Raw genomic sequence first — 17679 nt, 5'->3', positions numbered from 1 at the left:
GTCGGAGACCGAGAAATGCCCCTTTCTGCCAAACGCAACGTCCGTTGTATCGGCGCACCAATCAGCGCCGGCGCTCCGTTTCGCGGGACGGAGCTGGGGGCAGCAGCGTTGCGCTCGGCCGGTCTAGATCGGCGCCTGACCGAGGCGGGAGTCGACACGTGCTGGGAAACATTCGGTCAGATAATTTGCCAGGCCGATGAATTGGGCCCGTGGCTGGCCGACCATGCCGCGCTCTGCGCCCAGGTCGTCGGTGACGGCGACTTTCCATTGATCCTTGGTGGCGACCATTCGATTGCTGCTGCCACCTGGCGCGGCGTTGGCCGGGCATTGGGACAAGCCCCCGGATTGCTCTGGATCGATGCACATCTTGACGCGCATACGCCCATGACCAGCCCGTCCGGAAATCTGCACGGCATGCCGGTGGCTGCCTTGCTGGGCGAGGGGAATAGCATCCTCTCCGGGGTTGCCGGGCCATCTCTGGAGGCCGCCAATTTGGTTCTTCTCGCCGGGCACAGCCATGAGCCTGCCGAACTCGCGTTGTTGCGTCGGCTGGGTGTGACGATTCATCTGTTGAATGAAATCAGGGAACGCAGCCTCAGTGCATTCATCGACGAGGCCTGCCGGAATTTCGGCGAGCGCCCTTGGGGAGTCAGTCTCGATATCGATGCCGTAGATCCGACCCATGCGCCCGGAGTATCGACGCCCGTAGCCGGCGGACTGCTACCGGAGGAATTGTTGAGTGGGTTGAAAGGCATCTGCCGTCGGCCAGGATGCGTCGCCCTCGAAATTGCCGAATTCAACCCGGAATGCGACCAGGCCGGCATGACCCGCTACTTGATCGAATCCATCTGCCAAACGGCATTCGCCGAAGACCCGGCTCAGCAACCGTAAGCCGCCTTCGACAGGGCGCCCCGTTCGTGTGAAAATGCGCCATAAATTTCGGGGGAGAAACAATGTCAGCAGAATTGCAGCCGGCCCTTCAGGTGAGCGTGCCCAGCGGGGCGCTCGATAGCCACATGCTTCTGATCCTGGCCATCATGGTGATCGCCGGCATCCTCGGCGGCATGGCCAACTACTTCCTGGCTGACCGCCACGGCGAGCCGGCGCCCAAGGACTGGCTGAAGTATCCGGTGCTCGGCGTGGTCGCCGCGCTGACCGTACCCCTCTTCCTGAACATGATTTCCAGCACCCTGCTCGAAGGGGCGCGCACCAAGCCGATCGATTTCTACGTTTTCGCCGGCTTTTGCCTGATCTACGTGGTCGCTTCTCGTCGCCTGTTCGAGAACATCGTGCAACGCCTGATGGGCCAGATGGACCAGGTGCGTCGCGAAGTCGTGCAGTTGAAGCAGAAGCGTGAGGAGCCGATCATTGCCGTGCCGGCCAAGGCTGAACCGGAGCCGGTGCGCCCGGCCGAGCCGGACCCGCGCGAAGTCTTGTCGTACAACGACGTGGAAATCCTGCGTGCGCTGTCCGAAGAGAGCTTCGTCTATGGCAATCTCGCCGCGATCTGCGATCGCACCGGCCTAGCCCGCGATTTCGTCAGCCAGCGGCTGACCGTCATGAAGTCGCTCGGCGTCATCGAAACCCGCATCAACGACAAGAATGTCCTGCACTGGTGCGTCTCCGCGCGCGGCAAGAACGTGCTCGAAGAAATCCTGGCCGGCCAGGGCGAAAAGAAAACTGCCTGATCAACGCCGGCCAATGTGCCGGCTCAAAAGCTTAGAACCATGAACATCGTCATTCTCGCTGCCGGTCAAGGCAAGCGCATGCATTCCAATCTGCCCAAAGTGCTGCACCCGGTCGCCGGCAAGGCGCTGGCCCAGCACGTCATCGACACCGCCCGCACGCTGGGGCCGGAGAAGCTGATCGTCGTTTATGGCCACGGCGGCGACGTCGTGCAAAATACCCTGGCTGCGCCGGACCTGTGCTGGGCCGAACAGGCGCAGCAACTCGGCACCGGCCATGCTGTTGCCCAAGCCTTGCCGCAACTCTCTACGGCCGAGCAGACCCTGGTGCTCTACGGCGATGTGCCGCTGACTACAGCGACCACCCTGAAGCGCCTGCTGCAGGCAGGTAAGGACGGCTTGTCGATCCTGACGGTCGACCTGGCCAATCCGACGGGTTACGGCCGGATCGTGCGCGATGCGGCCGGCAACGTGCAGTGCATCGTCGAGGAAAAGGATGCCACGCCGGCGCAGAAGTCCATCCGCGAGGTCAACACCGGGATCATGGCCATCCCGACGGCACGGCTGAATGCCTGGCTCGGCCAGTTGAAGAACGACAACGCCCAGGGCGAGTACTACCTGACCGACATCGTGGCGCTGGCCGTGGCCGAAGGCCTGCCGGTGCGTACCGCGCAGCCGGAAGGCGAGTGGGAAGTGCTCGGCGTCAACAGCAAGGTGCAACTGGCTGAACTGGAGCGCCAACACCAACGCAACCTGGCGGATCAACTGCTGGTCGCCGGCGTGCGTCTGGCCGATCCAGCGCGTATCGACATTCGCGGCGAACTGGCGCACGGGCGCGATGTGGCCATCGACGTCGGTTGTGTCTTCGAAGGCAAGGTCGAGCTGGGCGATGCGGTCGAGGTCGGGCCGTATTGCGTATTGAAAAACGTCAAGGTGGGCGCCGGCACGCGTATCGCTGCCTTCTGCCATTTCGAGGATGCGGTGATCGGTCCGGATGGCGTGCTCGGTCCCTATGCCCGCCTGCGTCCCGGCGCCGAGCTCGGCCCGGAGGTGCATATCGGCAATTTCGTCGAGGTCAAGAAGAGCAAGATCGGCGCCCAATCCAAGGCCAATCATCTGGCCTACATCGGCGATGCCGAGATCGGCCAGCGCGTCAATGTCGGCGCCGGTACCATCACCTGCAACTACGATGGCGTGAACAAGCATTTGACCGTGATCGAAGATGACGCATTCATCGGCTCGGACACTCAACTGGTGGCGCCGGTGCGGGTTGGTCGCGGTGCGACCCTGGGGGCCGGAACGACCCTGACCAAGGATGCTCCGCCCGACGCTTTGACCGTCTCGCGGGCAAAGCAGCTGACGCTGAGTAATTGGAGTAGACCGACAAAGATCAAAAAGTGATGCTTTAGCAGGCGTACAATTCTTGGCAGTGATTTGCACTGTCAGGGAGAAGAAGATGTCGAAGTACGCAACTGAAGCCATCCGATCCATCGCACTTGTCGGTCATGGCGCCGCGGGCAAGACCAGTCTTGCCGAAGCCTTGCTCCATGCCACCGGCGCAATTCCCGCCAAGGGGAGCGTCGACAAGGGCAACACCGTCTGCGATTTCGATCCGCAGGAAAAGGACGACGGGCACTCCCTGAATTCGGCGATCGTCAATTTCGCCTACGAAGATACCCACGTTCATCTGATCGATACCCCGGGATACCCCGATTTCGCCGGGCAGGCGATTGCCTCGCTGGCCGGGGTTGATACCGCGCTGGTCGTGATCAATGCGCAGACCGGTGTCGAGTTGATGACCGAGCGCATGATGCGCTACGCCGCCGAGCGCAAGTTGTGCCGCATGATCGTGGTCAACAAGATCGATGCCGAAAACCTTGATCTGCCCGGCCTGGTGGCCGATATCCGCGAGCGTTTCGGCAAGCAGTGCATGATTCTCGATCTGCCGGCGCATGGTGGGGCCGATGTGGTCGAAGTGCTGGAACACGATGCCGGAGATGCCGATTTCGAATCCGTGGCGGCGGCCCATCGCGCGCTGATCGACCAGATCGTCGAGGAAGACGAAGACCTGCTCGCCCAGTATCTCGACGACGGCGCCGACCCGAGCCTGGCCGCCCTGCATGCGCCGTTCGAAAAGGCGCTGCGCGAAGGCCATCTGATCCCCATCCTGTTCACCTCGGCCAAGACCGGTGCCGGCATCAAGGAGTTGTTGCACGTGCTGGCCTCGCTGGCGCCCAACCCGGCCGAAGGCAACCCGCCGCCGTTCTACAAGGGCGAACCGGGTGGTGCGACGGAGGCCTTCGCCGCCGTGCCGGATGCCGGCAAGCATGTGCTGGCCCACGTCTTCAAGGTGGTGGCCGATCCCTACATGGGCAAGATCGGCATTTTCCGCGTGCATCAGGGCACGGTGAAGAAGGACATGCAACTCTTCGTCGGCGATGGCAAGCGTCCATTCAAGGTGGCCCACCTCTACCAGCTGCAGGGCAAGGACACGGTCGAGGTCGATGAGCTGCTGCCGGGCGACATTGGCGCCGTGGCCAAGGTCGACGAAATCGAGTTCGACTGCGTGCTGCACGATTCGCACGACGAAGACGCCATCCATCTGGCACCGCTCGATTTTCCCAAACCGATGGCCGGCCTAGCCGTCGAAACCAAGAAGAAGGGCGACGAGCAGCGCCTGTTCGATATCCTTGGCAAACTGGCCATGGAGGACCCGACTTTCGTCGTCGAGCGTCATCCGACCAGCAATGAAACCGTGATTCGCGGCTTGGGCGAAATCCACCTGAAGGCCAAGCTGGCCAAGATGGCTGCGCAATACAAGCTGGAAGTCGACACCAAGCCGCCGCGCATTCCCTATCGCGAAACCATCACCGCCAATGCCGAAGCCATGTACCGTCACAAGAAGCAGTCGGGCGGCGCCGGCCAATTCGGCGAAGTGCATCTGCGCATCGAGCCAAAGGGCCGTGGCGAGGGCTTCGAGTTCGTCGATGCGGTGAAAGGCGGCGTCATTCCCGGCGTCTTCATGCCGGCTGTAGAAAAAGGCGTGCGTCAGGCGCTGGCCGACGGCGTGGTAGCCGGTTACGAGGTCGAAGACATCAAGGTCACCGTATTCGACGGCAAGACGCACGCGGTGGACGGCAAGGAAGTGGCTTTCACCATCGCCGGCCGCAAGGCGGTGATCGAGGCGATTCGCGGCGCCAAGCCGATGGTGCTCGAGCCGATCGTCAATATCGAGATCATCGTGCCGGAAAGCGCTATCGGCGACCTGACCGGCGATCTGTCCAGCCGACGGGGCCATATCACCGGTACTGACGGGCGTGGTCACGGCATGGCAGCGATCACCGGCGAAGTGCCGCTGGCCGAACTGAACGACTACCAGTCGCGCCTGAAGTCGCTGACCGGCGGCCAGGGCAGCTACACCATCGAGTTCGCCCGCTACGCGGCGGTTCCGCCGCAAATCCAGCAGCAGATGGCGAGCAAATTCCAGTTGCGCGACGAAGACGAATGACTGCTGCGGTGCACAGGCAAAAAGGGCTGATTTTCAGCCCTTTTTTATTGCCTGCGTTTGCGTAGCGGAAGAGTTGTATCCCACATTCATTCGATAAATATGATGATTATGCTGATTGCGGGCTATTTGATTTGGATCATCCGGCCGTTCAGGAAGGCAATTTATCCTGCCTGCGGTCGATTTGGCGGTTATTGATCCGAACGGCCTCCCGTAAGTCGTTCGTCTAATTGTAATTGTGCTGGTGATTTTGTGAGATATGGAATATCGTATGGATTCCTGGTTGGCATTGGAGCGTTCGCGCTAGCGATTCAGTGATGGAAAAAGAGCAGGAAATCCTGGCCGTCAGTCGTCTGGCCTTCGAACTCACCCGTCTTGGCGGGGTTGATGGCGATCTCGATCGCCTGCTCGAACGACTGCATGCCTTGCTCAGCGAGTTGCCTGGGATTTCGGTTCGTCCAGCCTGCGTTCTGTTGCTCAACAATCCGCGGCAGCATCTTGTCCAGGTTGCCCAGTTCGGCCTGCCGCCGGCCTGGGGTAGGCATGGGCCGGTGGGACGTTTGGCATGCCTGCCGAATGCAATTGAACTGGCTTTCCTGTGTACGCCCGAGATGCACCGTCCTCCGCTGGAGATCGAGGGCATCGCCGGAAGCGCGCCATGTTTTGTCCTGCCGCTGACCGATGACGGCCGGCAACTCGGCCGCCTGCTGTTGTTCATCGACCCGCTCTGGCAACCCGATGCCGTCGAGATCGAATTCATGACCGATCTGTCGCGCACGCTTTCCATGTTGGTTGCGCGCTGCCTGGTCAACGAAACCCTGCGTGTGCGCGAGGTCGAACTTGAAGATGCGCGCACCGATGCCATTCGCCGTCTGGGTGCGGCTTCCGAGTATCGCGACAACGAAACCGGCATGCACGTCATGCGCATGACGCACTACGCAACCGCCATCGCCAAGGCCATGGGCTTGCCGGAAGAACAGCGGGAGTTATTGAACATCTGCGCTCCGATGCACGATGTCGGCAAAATCGGCATTTCCGATGCCATCCTCCTCAAGCCCGGTCGGCTGACCGGCGAAGAGTTCGAGGTGATGAAGACGCATACGGAAATCGGCCGCCGCCTGCTCGATGGCAGCGATGCCCTGATCAGTGCCGCGCGCGATATCGCCAGTTGCCACCACGAACGTTGGGACGGCTCGGGTTACCCCAATGCGCTCGCCGGCGAGGAAATTCCCATTCTCGCCAGAATCTGCGCCATCGCCGACGTGCTGGATGCCCTGACCTCGGTGCGTCCGTACAAGCATCCGTGGCCTTTCAACGAAGCTGTTGCCTTCATCCAGCGAGAGTCCGGCGGTCACTTCGACCCGGCCGTCGTTTCGGCCTTCGAGCGTGCCATGCCGGAAATTCTGCGCATCCGCGAACTCTATCGCGACGACATCATCGATCCACGCCAAGCCGTCAGCTTGCCGAAGACAGCGTATCGCGAGGGCGGCTGGGTTTCCTGGATGCCGGAGTACAGCGTCGGGATCGACGTCATCGACGAGCATCACCGCTATCTGTTCGATCTGACCAACGATCTCTTCGATGTGGTCGCACAAAAGCGTGGCGCGCGCGAGGTGGCGCGTATCCTGAAGGCGCTGGATCAATATGCCCAGGTTCATTTCCGGGCCGAGGAGAGAATGATGGCGCATTACAGCTACGCCCGCCTCGACCGCCAGGAACACCAGCACCATCGCTTCGAAGCGCGTTTGCGCGAGTTTTACAGCGAGATGCACGACAATCCGCTGACCGCACAATTCGAGGTCCTGCTCTATCTGCGCGATTGGCTGGTTGGCCATATCCGGAATGAAGACGCCCAGTTACGCGAACTGATCGCCGACGTCGCCTGATCGCCGTCGATCAGCCCGATGCTGCGGTGCACGGGCCAAAATAGGCAAAAATGCTTGTTGAAGCGGCGGCGTACGCCATACCGTTTGGCGGCAATTTTTCTGACCCATGCTAATGTAGCTATGTGCAAACGATTGCACGCTAACTGACGGATTTTCACCTTCGGCGCAGCAGGCATGGACATCAAGAAAACCGTTGCCGGGTATCACCGCGAGATCGTTCGGATCGTCGTCATCTACGTGGTTTTTGCCGCGATGTGGATTCTGTTGTCCGATGCGGCTGTCGAGGCGATGTTCCCGAACCCGGCACAATGGACCCGACTCAGCATCATCAAAGGATGGTTCTTCGTCGGAGTGACCGCGCTGCTGCTCTACCTGCTGATGCGCCGCCTGTGGCGGCAGCTGTCGCAGGCCATCGAAGCGCGCATGCAGGCGTTGAACCTGCTTGAGGCGATCACCGACAGTTCGTCGGACGCCATCTTCGCCAAGGATGCCGAGGGCCGCTATCTGCTGTTCAACCAGGCAGCGGGGCGATTCGTCGGCAAATCGCCGGTCGAGGTCATCGGCCACGACGACAACAATATTTTCCCGCCCGAGCAGGCCCGCAAGTTGATGGAGACCAATCGGCGCATCCTGGCCGAGCGACGCCAGCTGAACCAGATTGAGCACCTCGATACGCCGCACGGTCCGCGAATTTTCCTGGCGACCAAAGGCCCCATCATCGATGCCAGGGGCGAACTGCTCGGTACCTTCGGCATCTCGCGCGATATCACCGAACAGAAACAGGCCGAAGGCGAACTGCGCGAGATCAACGACCGGCTGCAACTGTTCATCGAGCATGCGCCGGTTGCGCTTGCCATGTTCGACCGCAACATGTGCTATCTCGCGGCCAGTCGGCGCTGGAAGGACGATTACGGTCTGGGCGAAACCGAATTGCTCGGCAAGTCGCACTACGAAGTATTTCCCGAAATTCCCGAGTCCTGGCGCCAAATCCACCAAAGGGGACTGGGCGGAGAATTGATCCGCGCCGAGGAGGAATGTTTCGAGCGGCTCGACGGCACTCGGCAATGGTTGCGCTGGGAGGTCCGTCCCTGGCGCAATGACGGAGGGGAAGTCGGAGGCATCCTGATCTTTTCCGAAGACATCACGCCGCGCAAGCAGATGACCGAGGAGCTCGAAGAACATCGTCAGCATCTGCAGGAACTGGTCGAGCGGCGTACGGCAGAACTGGCGGTCGCCAAACAGGCGGCAGAGAGCGCCAGTGTGGCGAAGAGCTCTTTCCTGGCCAACATGAGCCACGAGATCCGCACACCGATGAATGCCATCCTCGGTTACGCCCGACTGCTCAAGCGCAGCGAACTGACGCGGGAGCAGAGCGAGCGCATCGACAAGATCGACGAAGCGGGCAAGCATCTGCTGTTGATCATCAACGACATACTCGACATCTCGAAGATCGAGGCCGGGAAGCTGGTGCTAGAGCAAACCGATTTCCCGCTTAGCGGCGTCCTCGACCACGTCCGTTCGCTGATCACCGATGCCGCGGAAGCGAAGGGCCTGCGTGTCAGCGTCGATTACGGCAATGTCCCGCCCTTCTTGTGCGGCGATCCGACCCGCTTGCGCCAGGGGCTGCTCAATTTTGCCGGCAATGCGGTCAAATTCACCGAGCGGGGCGAAATCGCCATTCGGGCCAGATTGCTTGGCGAAGATGCCGACGGCGTGCAGGTCCGCTTCGAGGTTCAGGATAGCGGTATCGGTATCGCACCGGAAAAGCTTGCTTCGCTGTTTCACTCCTTCCAGCAGCTCGATGCATCGACGACGCGCAAATACGGGGGCACCGGCCTCGGTCTGGCGATTACGCAACGCCTGGCGCACTTGATGGGCGGGGAGGTTGGCGTCGAGAGCGAAGTCGGGCGCGGCAGTTGTTTCTGGTTTACGGCCCAGTTACGCCGTGGCCACTCGCCGGCCGAGGCGCTACATGCCATTCACTCAGCGCCCGAAGAAACGCTGATGGCGCAGCATGCCGGTCGCCATATCCTGCTGGTGGAAGACGATCCGATCAATCAGGAAGTGGCGCTCGCCTTGTTGGCAGACACCGGTTTGGCTGTGGATGTTGCCGAAAATGGCCGGTTGGCCGTTGAGAAAGCGGCCAGTACCGACTATGCGCTGATCCTGATGGACATGCAGATGCCGGAAATGGACGGCCTGGCCGCCACCGAAGCTATTCGGCGCTTGCCCGAGCGGCAGGCGACGCCCATCGTCGCTATGACCGCCAATGCCTTTGACGAAGACCGCCAGCGCTGCCTGCAAGCCGGCATGAGCGATTTCATCTCCAAACCGGTCGAGCCCGACCTGCTGTTCCGGATGCTGTTGAAGTGGCTGGATGCGAGACGCCAGGCCGGCTAGATTGTCTTCACGCCGTCGCCTGACCATTCGACATTGGCCAGGAAGAGATAGCCGGCGCCATAGACTGTCTTGATGAAGGCCGGGCTGTGCGGGTCGGGTTCCAGCTTGCGGCGCAGGCGCGAGATACGGACGTCGATGGCGCGATCGGTCGGTGCCAGATCGCGCGTTCCCATCAATTTCTCGCGTTGCAGGATGCGGTTGGGGTTGCTGACGAAAACCTTCAGCAGTTCGGCTTCCGAGGTACTGAGCAGATGCTCTTCGCCATTCGGCGCTTGCAGCGTGTTGTTGCCCAGATTGAAGCGCCAGCCGCCGAATTCGGCGATCTGCTTGCCCGGTTGCTCGCCCGCCGCTTCGCGCCGGCGCACGATGCTGCGGACGCGGGCGACCAGTTCGCGCGGTTCGAAGGGCTTCAATACGTAATCATCGGCGCCGAGTTCGAGTCCCATGACGCGGTCGCTGACATGGGCGCGCCCGGTCAGGATCAGGATGCCGCAACTCGATTGCGCCCGGATGCGCTGCATCGCTTCCAGGCCGTCCATGTCGGGCAGGCCGAGGTCGACGATGCACAGGTCCGGCGACAGTGTGCGCAGTCGGCGTAGCAGCTCGCCGCCACTGCGACACCAAACGGTGCGGAAACCGAAATCCCCCAGCACCTGTTCGGTGATGCGGGCCACATCCGGGTCGTCTTCGACCAGGACGATCAGCTTGCCTTGTTCCGAATCTTTCATAACTAACTCACTTGGCTTTCTGCAGAGCTCGGGCCAACTCCTCGCGGAAGAAGGGCTTGGCCAGGACCGGCAGGTCGTCTGACATGTCGGGGTCGCCGGCTTCGTCGCTGTAGCCGCTGATCAACAGCAGGCGCATGTCCGGGCGTCGTTGGCGCACGGTGGCCGCCAGCTGGCGCCCGTTCATGCCGCCGGGCATGATGATGTCGCTGACCACGATGGCGATGTCGGAAATCTGCTCGACCATCTCGAGGGCCTGCGCGCCGTTCTCGGCTTCGATGACCGGATAGCCGAGATCGATCAGTTGCTGGCGCACGACGCGGCGGACATTCGGGTCATCTTCGACCAACAGAACCAGTTCGCCGCCGCTGACCAGTGGCAGGTCGGCGGCCGCATCGTCTGGGCGCAGATCGGCCTGCGTCAGCGGCAGGACAAGGAGAACGGTCGTGCCTTGTCCCGGCTGGCTATGGATGGCAATGCCGCCGCCCGATTGCTTGGCGAAGCCGTAGGCCATGGCCAGGCCCAGCCCGCTGCCCAGGCCGAAGCGCTTGGTCGTGAAGAAGGGTTCGCAGGCACGGGCCAGCGTCGCGGCGTCCATGCCGCAACCGTTGTCGGCGACCTCGATCAGGGCATAGCGTCCGAGCGCTACGTCAAACGCGACGGCGTCGGTATCGAGTTCGACCGGCCGGGCGGCGATGTGCAGGCGCCCGCCCTCCGGCATGGCGTCGCGGGCGTTCAGGGCAAAATTGAGCAGGGCGCTTTCCAGTTGCCCGGGGTCGACCAGGGCATGGATATCGGCGTGGTCGAGGTCGGTCGAGATGGTGATCGATTCGGGCAGCGAGCGGCGAACCAGCTTGGCCAGCCCGGCGATCAGCGGGCCGACGGCGACGGTTTGCGGCTCCAGCGGCTGCTGGCGCGAGAAGGTGAGCAGTCGCTTGATCAGCTGCACGCCGCGGCGGGCCGATTGCAGGGCCGGCTCGACGAATTCGTTCACGCCGGCGTCGTCCGGCCGGTGATCCTGCAAGGCAGCGAGGTTGCCGATGATGACCGTGAGCAGGTTGTTGAAGTCGTGGGCCAGGCCGCCGGTCAGCTGGCCGATGGCTTCCATCTTCTGTGCCTGGACCAGCGCCGCCTGCATGCGCTTCTGTTCGGTGATGTCGTGCGAGAACACGAAGAAACCGAGGGTTTCACCTTCCGGAGAGATTTCCGGGACCAGGGTACTGCGCGCGAAGACGGTCTGCCCGTCGCGTTCCATCTGGTACTCGTAGGTGACCTGTTCGCCGGACAGCGCTTTCTCGACCGAATCCCTGACCTGGCTGTAGACCTGCGGGCCAATCACGTCGAGAACATCCCGTCCGGTGACGCCGCCCTCCGGATGACCATACCAGTCGGAATAGCCCTTGTTGGCGTAGCGGTAGACCTCATCCTTGTCGACGTAGCCGAGCAGGATGGGAATGGTGTCGTTGATCAGGCGCAGCCGCTCCTCGCTGCGTTTCAGCGCGGCGGCGTTGCGGGCATTTTCCTCACTGACCCGGCGCAGGTTGGCGTTGGCGTTTTCCAACTGTGCCGTACGCCGGCGTACGCGCTCCTCGAGCTGGGTATTCTGGTGCTCGGTCAGGTGCTCGATGTAGCGCTGTTCGGTGATGTCCGAATAGAGGGTGACAAAACCCTTGTGCGGTAGCGGTTCGCCGCGCAGCAGCAGGACACGCCCGTTCGGGCGCTGGCGCTCGCGGATATGGGGGGCGAAGTCGCGGGCGGCGGCCAGGCGCTCCTCGACCTGGGAGTCGATATCGCCGGGCCCATATTCACCGCGTTCGGCATTGAAGCGGATGAAGCTCTCGAACGGGGCGCCGACACGGGCCAGGTGAGCCGGAAAGTCGAGCAGGCGGAGAAAGGTTTGGTTCCAGGCGACCAGTTTCAAGTCGGCATCGAAGACCGTGATGCCCTGGTCGAGCAGGTCGAGACCGGCTTGCAGCATGTCGAAGCGCTGCGGCAGTTCTGGCTGTTCGGCAAGGGGGGGGATGGTCGGCATCGGGCGATTCTAGTGCAGTGTTTCGATAGGCTCCGGGAGTGTAACGATTCGTTACATTCCGCCAATAGTTGAGCAAGAGTGTTTTGCCATTCTCCTCCTCATAACAAAGAAGCGGATGCAGCCGGTATCACCGCAGAGATACCGGAAGTCTCGCCGAAACTTGCCCCAAAGAGAACAGTGACCTGGCAAGAAACGTGAGGAGATTTTTTCGTGGCAAACCCGTACGCCGTCGGGCTGGACCAGAATCCGGCCAATTATGTTCCGCTGTCCCCGCTAACCTTCATCGAGCGCTCCGCCTTCATTTATCCGAAGCGCGTTTCGGTGATCCAGGGGGCACGCCAATACACCTGGAAGGAAAGTTACGACCGTTGTCGCCAGTTGGCGTCCGCCTTGGATGCGCGCGGCATCGGCAAGGGCGACACCGTCGCCGTCATGTTGCCGAACACCAATGCGATGTTCGAGTGCCATTTTGGCGTGCCGATGACCGGTGCCGTGCTGAATACCCTGAATACCCGTCTGGATGCCGAAGCCATCGCCTTCATGCTGACGCACGGCGAGGCCAAGGTGCTGATCACCGACCCGGAGTTTTCCAAGGTGGTCAAAGGTGCGCTCGAACTCCTTGAAGGGCCGAAACCCCTGGTTATCGACAGCCTCGACCCGGACTACTCCGAAGGCGAGCAACTCGGCGAAATCGATTACGAGGCCTTCATTGCCAAGGGCTCGCCGAATTTCGACTGGAAACTGCCGGAAAACGAATGGGACGCCATCGCCCTGAATTACACCTCGGGTACCACCGGTAACCCGAAGGGCGTCGTCTATCACCATCGCGGCGCCTACCTGAATGCGGCCTCCAACATCATTTCCTGGGGCATGCCGCAGCATTCGGTCTATCTGTGGACCCTGCCGATGTTCCACTGCAACGGTTGGTGCTTCCCGTGGACCATGGCGGCCAATGCCGGCACCAGCGTCTGCCTGCGTCGCGTCGACCCGGCGCTGATCTTTGGCCTGATCAAGGAACACAAGGTGACGCACATGTGCGGCGCGCCGATCGTCTACGGCATGCTGATCAACGCCCCGCAGGAGTTGAAGGATGGCATCGAGCACACGGTGAATGGTCTGATCGCTGGCGCCGCGCCTCCGGCCGCCATCATCGAGGGTGCCCAGCGCATGGGCTTCAACATCACCCACGTCTATGGCCTGACCGAGACCTATGGTCCGGCTTCGGTGTGCGCCAAGCAGCCGGAGTGGGAAAAGTTGCCGATCGATCTGCAGGCCGCCCGTAACGGTCGCCAGGGCGTGCGCTACCACATGCAGGAAGCGATCACCGTGCTCGACCCGGTCACCATGCAGCCGGTGCCTTGGGATGGCGAGACCATGGGCGAGATCATGTTCCGCGGCAACCTGGTCATGAAGGGCTACCTGAAGAACGCCAAGGCGACCGACGAAGCTTTCGCCGGTGGCTGGTTCCACACCGGCGACCTGGCGGTTGTGCATAGCGACGGCTACGTCAAGATCAAGGATCGCTCCAAGGACATCATCATTTCCGGTGGCGAGAACATCTCGTCGCTGGAAGTCGAAGACGTGCTTTACCGCCATCCGGCAGTCGTGGCCGCCGCCGTCGTGGCCAAGCCCGACGAGAAGTGGGGCGAAGTGCCGGCCGCCTTCATCGAGTTGAAGAGCGGGGCCAATTGCACTCAGGACGAGATCATCGAGCACTGCCGTGCGCACCTCGCCCGCTTCAAGGTGCCCAAGCAGGTCGTCTTCGGCGAACTGCCGAAAACATCGACCGGCAAGATCCAGAAGTACGTTCTCCGCCAGCACGCCAATTCGGCCCTGGCCATCGAATAAACACGCTCTGCCCCTGGCCCGCTTCGGCGGGCCGGCAACCCAACACAAGGAAAACCCATGAGTACTTACACCGCTCCGCTACGCGACATGCAGTTCATCCTCAACGAGATCGCCGGCCTCGAAGAAATTTGCGCCCTGCCGGGCAATGAAGAATGTTCCGTCGAGCTGGTTGAATCCATTCTCGACGAAGCCGCCAAGTTCGCCTCCGGCGTGCTCGACCCGATCAACCGCGGTGGCGATACCGTCGGCTCCAAGTGCGAAGCCGGCGTCGTCACCACTGCCCCGGGCTTCAAGGACGCCTACACCCTGTTCCGCGACACCGGCTGGAACGCCATGCCCTTCTCGCCGGAATACGGCGGCCAGGGCCTGCCCGCCGCCGTGACCATGGCGGTCAACGAAATGTGGAAGTCGGCCAACATGGCCTTCGCGCTGTGCCCGATGCTGACCGGCGGCGCCATCGAAGCCATCGCCCACCATGCTTCTGACGAACTCAAGCAGAAGTACCTGCCGAAGATGGTCGAAGGCGTGTGGACCGGTACCATGAACCTGACCGAGCCGAACGCCGGCTCCGACCTCGCCGCCATTTGCAGCAAGGCCCGCAAGATGGACGATGGCACCTATCGCGTGTCCGGCACCAAGATCTTCATCACCTGGGGTGAGAACGATGTCGCTGAAAACATCATTCACCTCGTGCTGGCCCGTCTGCCGGATGCTCCGCCGGGACTGAAGGGCATTTCGCTCTTCCTGGTGCCGAAGTTCCTGGTCAATGACGACGGCTCGCTGGGCGCGCGCAACGATCTGATCTGTTCTTCCATCGAACACAAGCTGGGTATCCACGGTAGCCCGACTGCCGTCATGTCCTACGGCGACAACGACAACTGCGTCGGCTACCTGATCGGCGAAGAAAACAAGGGCGTCGGCTACATGTTCACGATGATGAACCACGCCCGCGTCAACGTCGGCCTCGAAGGCGTCGGCATCGCCGAGCGCGCCTACCAGCACGCCCTGTGGTACGCCCGTGAGCGCGTGCAGGGCAAGATCATCGGCGACAAGTCCGACGAGAAGAAGACCATCCTGCATCACCCGGACGTTCGCCGTCTGTTGATGGAATGCAAGTCGCGCACCGAAGCCATGCGTACGCTGGCCTACTACGCGGCCGCCCAGATCGACAAGGCGCACGCCGGCGACGCCGCCGCGCAAGCCCGCATCGACCTGCTGACCCCGGTGGTCAAGGGCTGGAGCACCGAGCAGGGCGTCGAGCTGTCGTCTTCCGCGCTGCAGGTCTTCGGAGGTGTCGGTTTCGTCGAAGAAACCGGCGCAGCCCAGTACTACCGCGATTCGCGCATCACCACGATCTACGAAGGCACCACCGCCATCCAGGCGAACGACCTCGTCGGCCGCAAGCTGGCCCGCGAAAAGGTGCCGGGCGCGGCCATGAAGGCCCTGCTCTCCGAGATGACCGCCGATGCCGAAGCGATTGCCGCTGACGCCAAGACCGCCAACATCGCCGCCAATCTGAAAAATGGCGTTGCCGCGCTGTCCACCGCAGTCGAGTGGATTCTGGCCAACTACGACAGCGCTCCGGCGGCCGTCCATGCCGGTTCGGTGCCCTTCCTCAAGCTGACCGGCATCGTCGTCGGCGGCTGGCTGATGGCCAAGTCGGCTGCGGTTGCCGCCAAGCGCATCGCCGAGGGTAGTAGCGATGGTTTCTACACCGCCAAGCTGGCAACCGCCGAGTACTTCGCTGCGCATCAGCTGCCGTTTGCCGCTGCCTACTCTGCCGAGGTGGTCGGCGGTGCGGCTTCGGTCTTCGCGCTGGAAGAGCCACAGTTCTAAACGAGAAGGTCATTCCCGCACGGGCGGGAATCCGGAGCCGAGCTTCCGGGTTCCCGCTAGTGCGGAAACGGTATTGAGCAAGGAGAACGCATGCGTACTGATCGCGATGCAATGGAATACGATGTCGTGATCGTTGGTGGCGGCCCGTCGGGCCTGTCGGCGGCGATCCGCATCAAGCAACTGGCCGAGCAGGCCGGCAAGGAGATTTCTGTCTGCCTGCTGGAAAAGGGCTCGGAAATCGGCGCCCACATCCTGTCGGGCGCGGTGCTGGAACCGCACGCGCTGGCCGAACTCTTCCCGGACTGGCAGGAGCGCGGCGCACCGCTCAATACGCCGGCCGGCGAGGACCGACTGCTCTATCTCAGCGAGAACGGCTCGTTCAAGCTGCCGACACCGCCGCAGATGGGCAATCACGGCAACTACATCATCAGTCTCGGTAACTTCTGCCGCTGGCTGGGCGAGCAGGCCGAAGCGCTGGGCGTCGAAATCTATCCCGGCTTTGCCGCAGCCGAAGTGCTCTACCACGAGGATGGCTCGGTCAAGGGCGTGGCGACCGGTGACATGGGCATCGGCAAGGATGGTGAGCAAACGCACAACTATCAGCCGGGCATGGAGTTGCACGCCAGGCAGACCATCTTCGCCGAAGGCTGCCGCGGCTCGCTGACCAAGGAGCTGTGGGCCAGATTCAACCTGCGCGACGGCGTCGATCCGCAAACCTACGGCATCGGTATCAAGGAACTGTGGGAGATCGATCCGGCCAAGCATCAGCCCGGCCTGATCGTTCACACGGTGGGTTGGCCGCTGACCAGCGACACCTATGGCGGCTCTTTCCTCTACCACCTGGAAAACAACCTGGTCGCGGTCGGCATGGTCGTCGGCCTCGACTACAAGAATCCGTGGCTGTCGCCTTACGAGGAATTCCAGCGCTACAAGACGCATCCGGCGATTCGCGGCTACTTCGAAGGCGGTCGTCGCATCTCCTATGGCGCGCGCGCTCTCTCCGAGGGCGGATATCAATCCGTGCCCAAGCTGACCTTCCCGGGCGGTTTGCTGGTCGGCGATACCGCCGGCTTCCTGAATGTGCCGAAGATCAAGGGCACGCACATGGCCATGGAGTCCGGCATCGTCGCCGCCCAAGCCGTGTTCGAGCACTTGAACAAGGACGGGGCGGGGGCGGAAGCAACGGAATACGCTGAACAGATCAAGAAGAGCTGGCTGTGGGAAGAACTGTACAAGGTGCGCAACATCCGCCCCGCCTTCAAGTGGGGCTTGTGGGGCGCGCTGGCCTACGGCGCCATCGATACCTATGTCTTCGGCGGCAAGGCACCATGGACCATGCGTCACCACGATGACCATTCGCAACTTGGCGACAAGTCGGCGTATCCGAAGATCGCTTACCCGAAACCGGATGGCAAGCTGACCTTCGACCGTTTGTCGTCGGTCTTCCTGTCGGCGACGAACCACGAGGAAAACCAGCAGTGCCATTTGCGCCTGAAGGACGAGTCGGTGGCCATCTCGGTCAATTATGCCAAGTACGGCTCGCCGGAAACGCGCTATTGCCCGGCCGGCGTGTATGAAATCCTCGGTGAGGATGAGGGCCAGCCACGCCTGCAGATCAATGGTCAGAACTGCCTGCACTGCAAGACCTGCGACATCAAGGATCCGACCCAGAACATCAACTGGACGGTGCCGGAAGGCGGTGGCGGGCCGAACTACCCAAATATGTAGCAAACCTGCCGGTGTGCCGCGACTGCTGCGGTGC

11 protein-coding genes are annotated in these 17679 nt (G+C 62.0%); 9 read left to right on the top strand and 2 right to left on the bottom strand.

Features of this window, described 5'->3' with window-relative positions; all coding sequences use genetic code 11:
* The first annotated feature begins 15 nt into the window (after window positions 1-15).
* From WIF35_RS10720 to WIF35_RS10695, 6 genes are all read left to right on the top strand, one after another.
* The gene (locus WIF35_RS10720; RefSeq protein ID WP_412478209.1) at window positions 16-891 is read left to right on the top strand and encodes an arginase; all 876 of its coding nucleotides are present in this window, start codon (window positions 16-18) and stop codon (window positions 889-891) included.
* A gap of 62 nt (window positions 892-953) precedes the next feature.
* A complete protein-coding gene (locus WIF35_RS10715) occupies window positions 954-1688 on the top strand; it encodes a YEATS-associated helix-containing protein (RefSeq protein WP_412478208.1) in 735 nt (244 codons plus the stop codon).
* A gap of 39 nt (window positions 1689-1727) precedes the next feature.
* Complete coding sequence (gene glmU / locus WIF35_RS10710) at window positions 1728-3086, top strand: bifunctional UDP-N-acetylglucosamine diphosphorylase/glucosamine-1-phosphate N-acetyltransferase GlmU (RefSeq protein WP_412478207.1); 1359 nt, start codon at window positions 1728-1730, stop codon at window positions 3084-3086.
* Between the two features lie 55 nt (window positions 3087-3141).
* Entirely contained in the window at window positions 3142-5193 is a 2052-nt protein-coding gene (fusA, locus tag WIF35_RS10705; protein WP_412478206.1) for an elongation factor G, read from the top strand.
* A 314-nt stretch (window positions 5194-5507) separates the two neighbouring features.
* The gene (locus WIF35_RS10700) at window positions 5508-7076 is read left to right on the top strand and encodes a bacteriohemerythrin (protein WP_412478205.1); all 1569 of its coding nucleotides are present in this window, start codon (window positions 5508-5510) and stop codon (window positions 7074-7076) included.
* A gap of 174 nt (window positions 7077-7250) precedes the next feature.
* The gene (locus WIF35_RS10695) at window positions 7251-9476 is read left to right on the top strand and encodes a PAS domain-containing protein (protein WP_412478204.1); all 2226 of its coding nucleotides are present in this window, start codon (window positions 7251-7253) and stop codon (window positions 9474-9476) included.
* Here the strand turns inward: WIF35_RS10695 and WIF35_RS10690 are convergent.
* Both WIF35_RS10690 and WIF35_RS10685 read right to left on the bottom strand, forming a co-directional pair.
* Entirely contained in the window at window positions 9473-10204 is a 732-nt protein-coding gene (locus WIF35_RS10690; RefSeq protein WP_412478203.1) for a response regulator transcription factor, read from the bottom strand. The genes WIF35_RS10695 and WIF35_RS10690 overlap by 4 nt on opposite strands.
* A 7-nt stretch (window positions 10205-10211) precedes the next feature.
* Window positions 10212-12233: a PAS-domain containing protein gene (locus tag WIF35_RS10685; protein WP_412478202.1), complete on the bottom strand. Its 2022-nt coding sequence runs from the start codon at window positions 12231-12233 to the stop codon at window positions 10212-10214.
* A 210-nt stretch (window positions 12234-12443) separates the two neighbouring features.
* Here WIF35_RS10685 and WIF35_RS10680 point away from each other — a divergent pair, with 210 nt between their 5' ends.
* The 3 genes from WIF35_RS10680 (at window position 12444) to WIF35_RS10670 (ending at window position 17645) form a co-directional block, all read left to right on the top strand.
* The gene (locus WIF35_RS10680; protein WP_412478201.1) at window positions 12444-14081 is read left to right on the top strand and encodes an acyl-CoA synthetase; all 1638 of its coding nucleotides are present in this window, start codon (window positions 12444-12446) and stop codon (window positions 14079-14081) included.
* Window positions 14082-14138: 57 nt separating this feature from the next.
* Window positions 14139-15917: an acyl-CoA dehydrogenase C-terminal domain-containing protein gene (locus WIF35_RS10675; protein WP_412478200.1), complete on the top strand. Its 1779-nt coding sequence runs from the start codon at window positions 14139-14141 to the stop codon at window positions 15915-15917.
* Between the two features lie 90 nt (window positions 15918-16007).
* Window positions 16008-17645, top strand: a complete 1638-nt coding sequence (locus WIF35_RS10670; RefSeq protein WP_412478199.1) for an electron transfer flavoprotein-ubiquinone oxidoreductase — start codon at window positions 16008-16010, stop codon at window positions 17643-17645.
* The last annotated feature ends 34 nt before the right edge of the window (window positions 17646-17679 follow it).

This window comes from Azonexus sp. IMCC34839 (assembly GCF_047047955.1).
In the GTDB taxonomy this organism is placed as follows: domain Bacteria; phylum Pseudomonadota; class Gammaproteobacteria; order Burkholderiales; family Rhodocyclaceae; genus Azonexus.
Note: the sequence above shows the minus strand (reverse complement) of the source record. Positions and strands in the feature narration are given on the sequence as shown.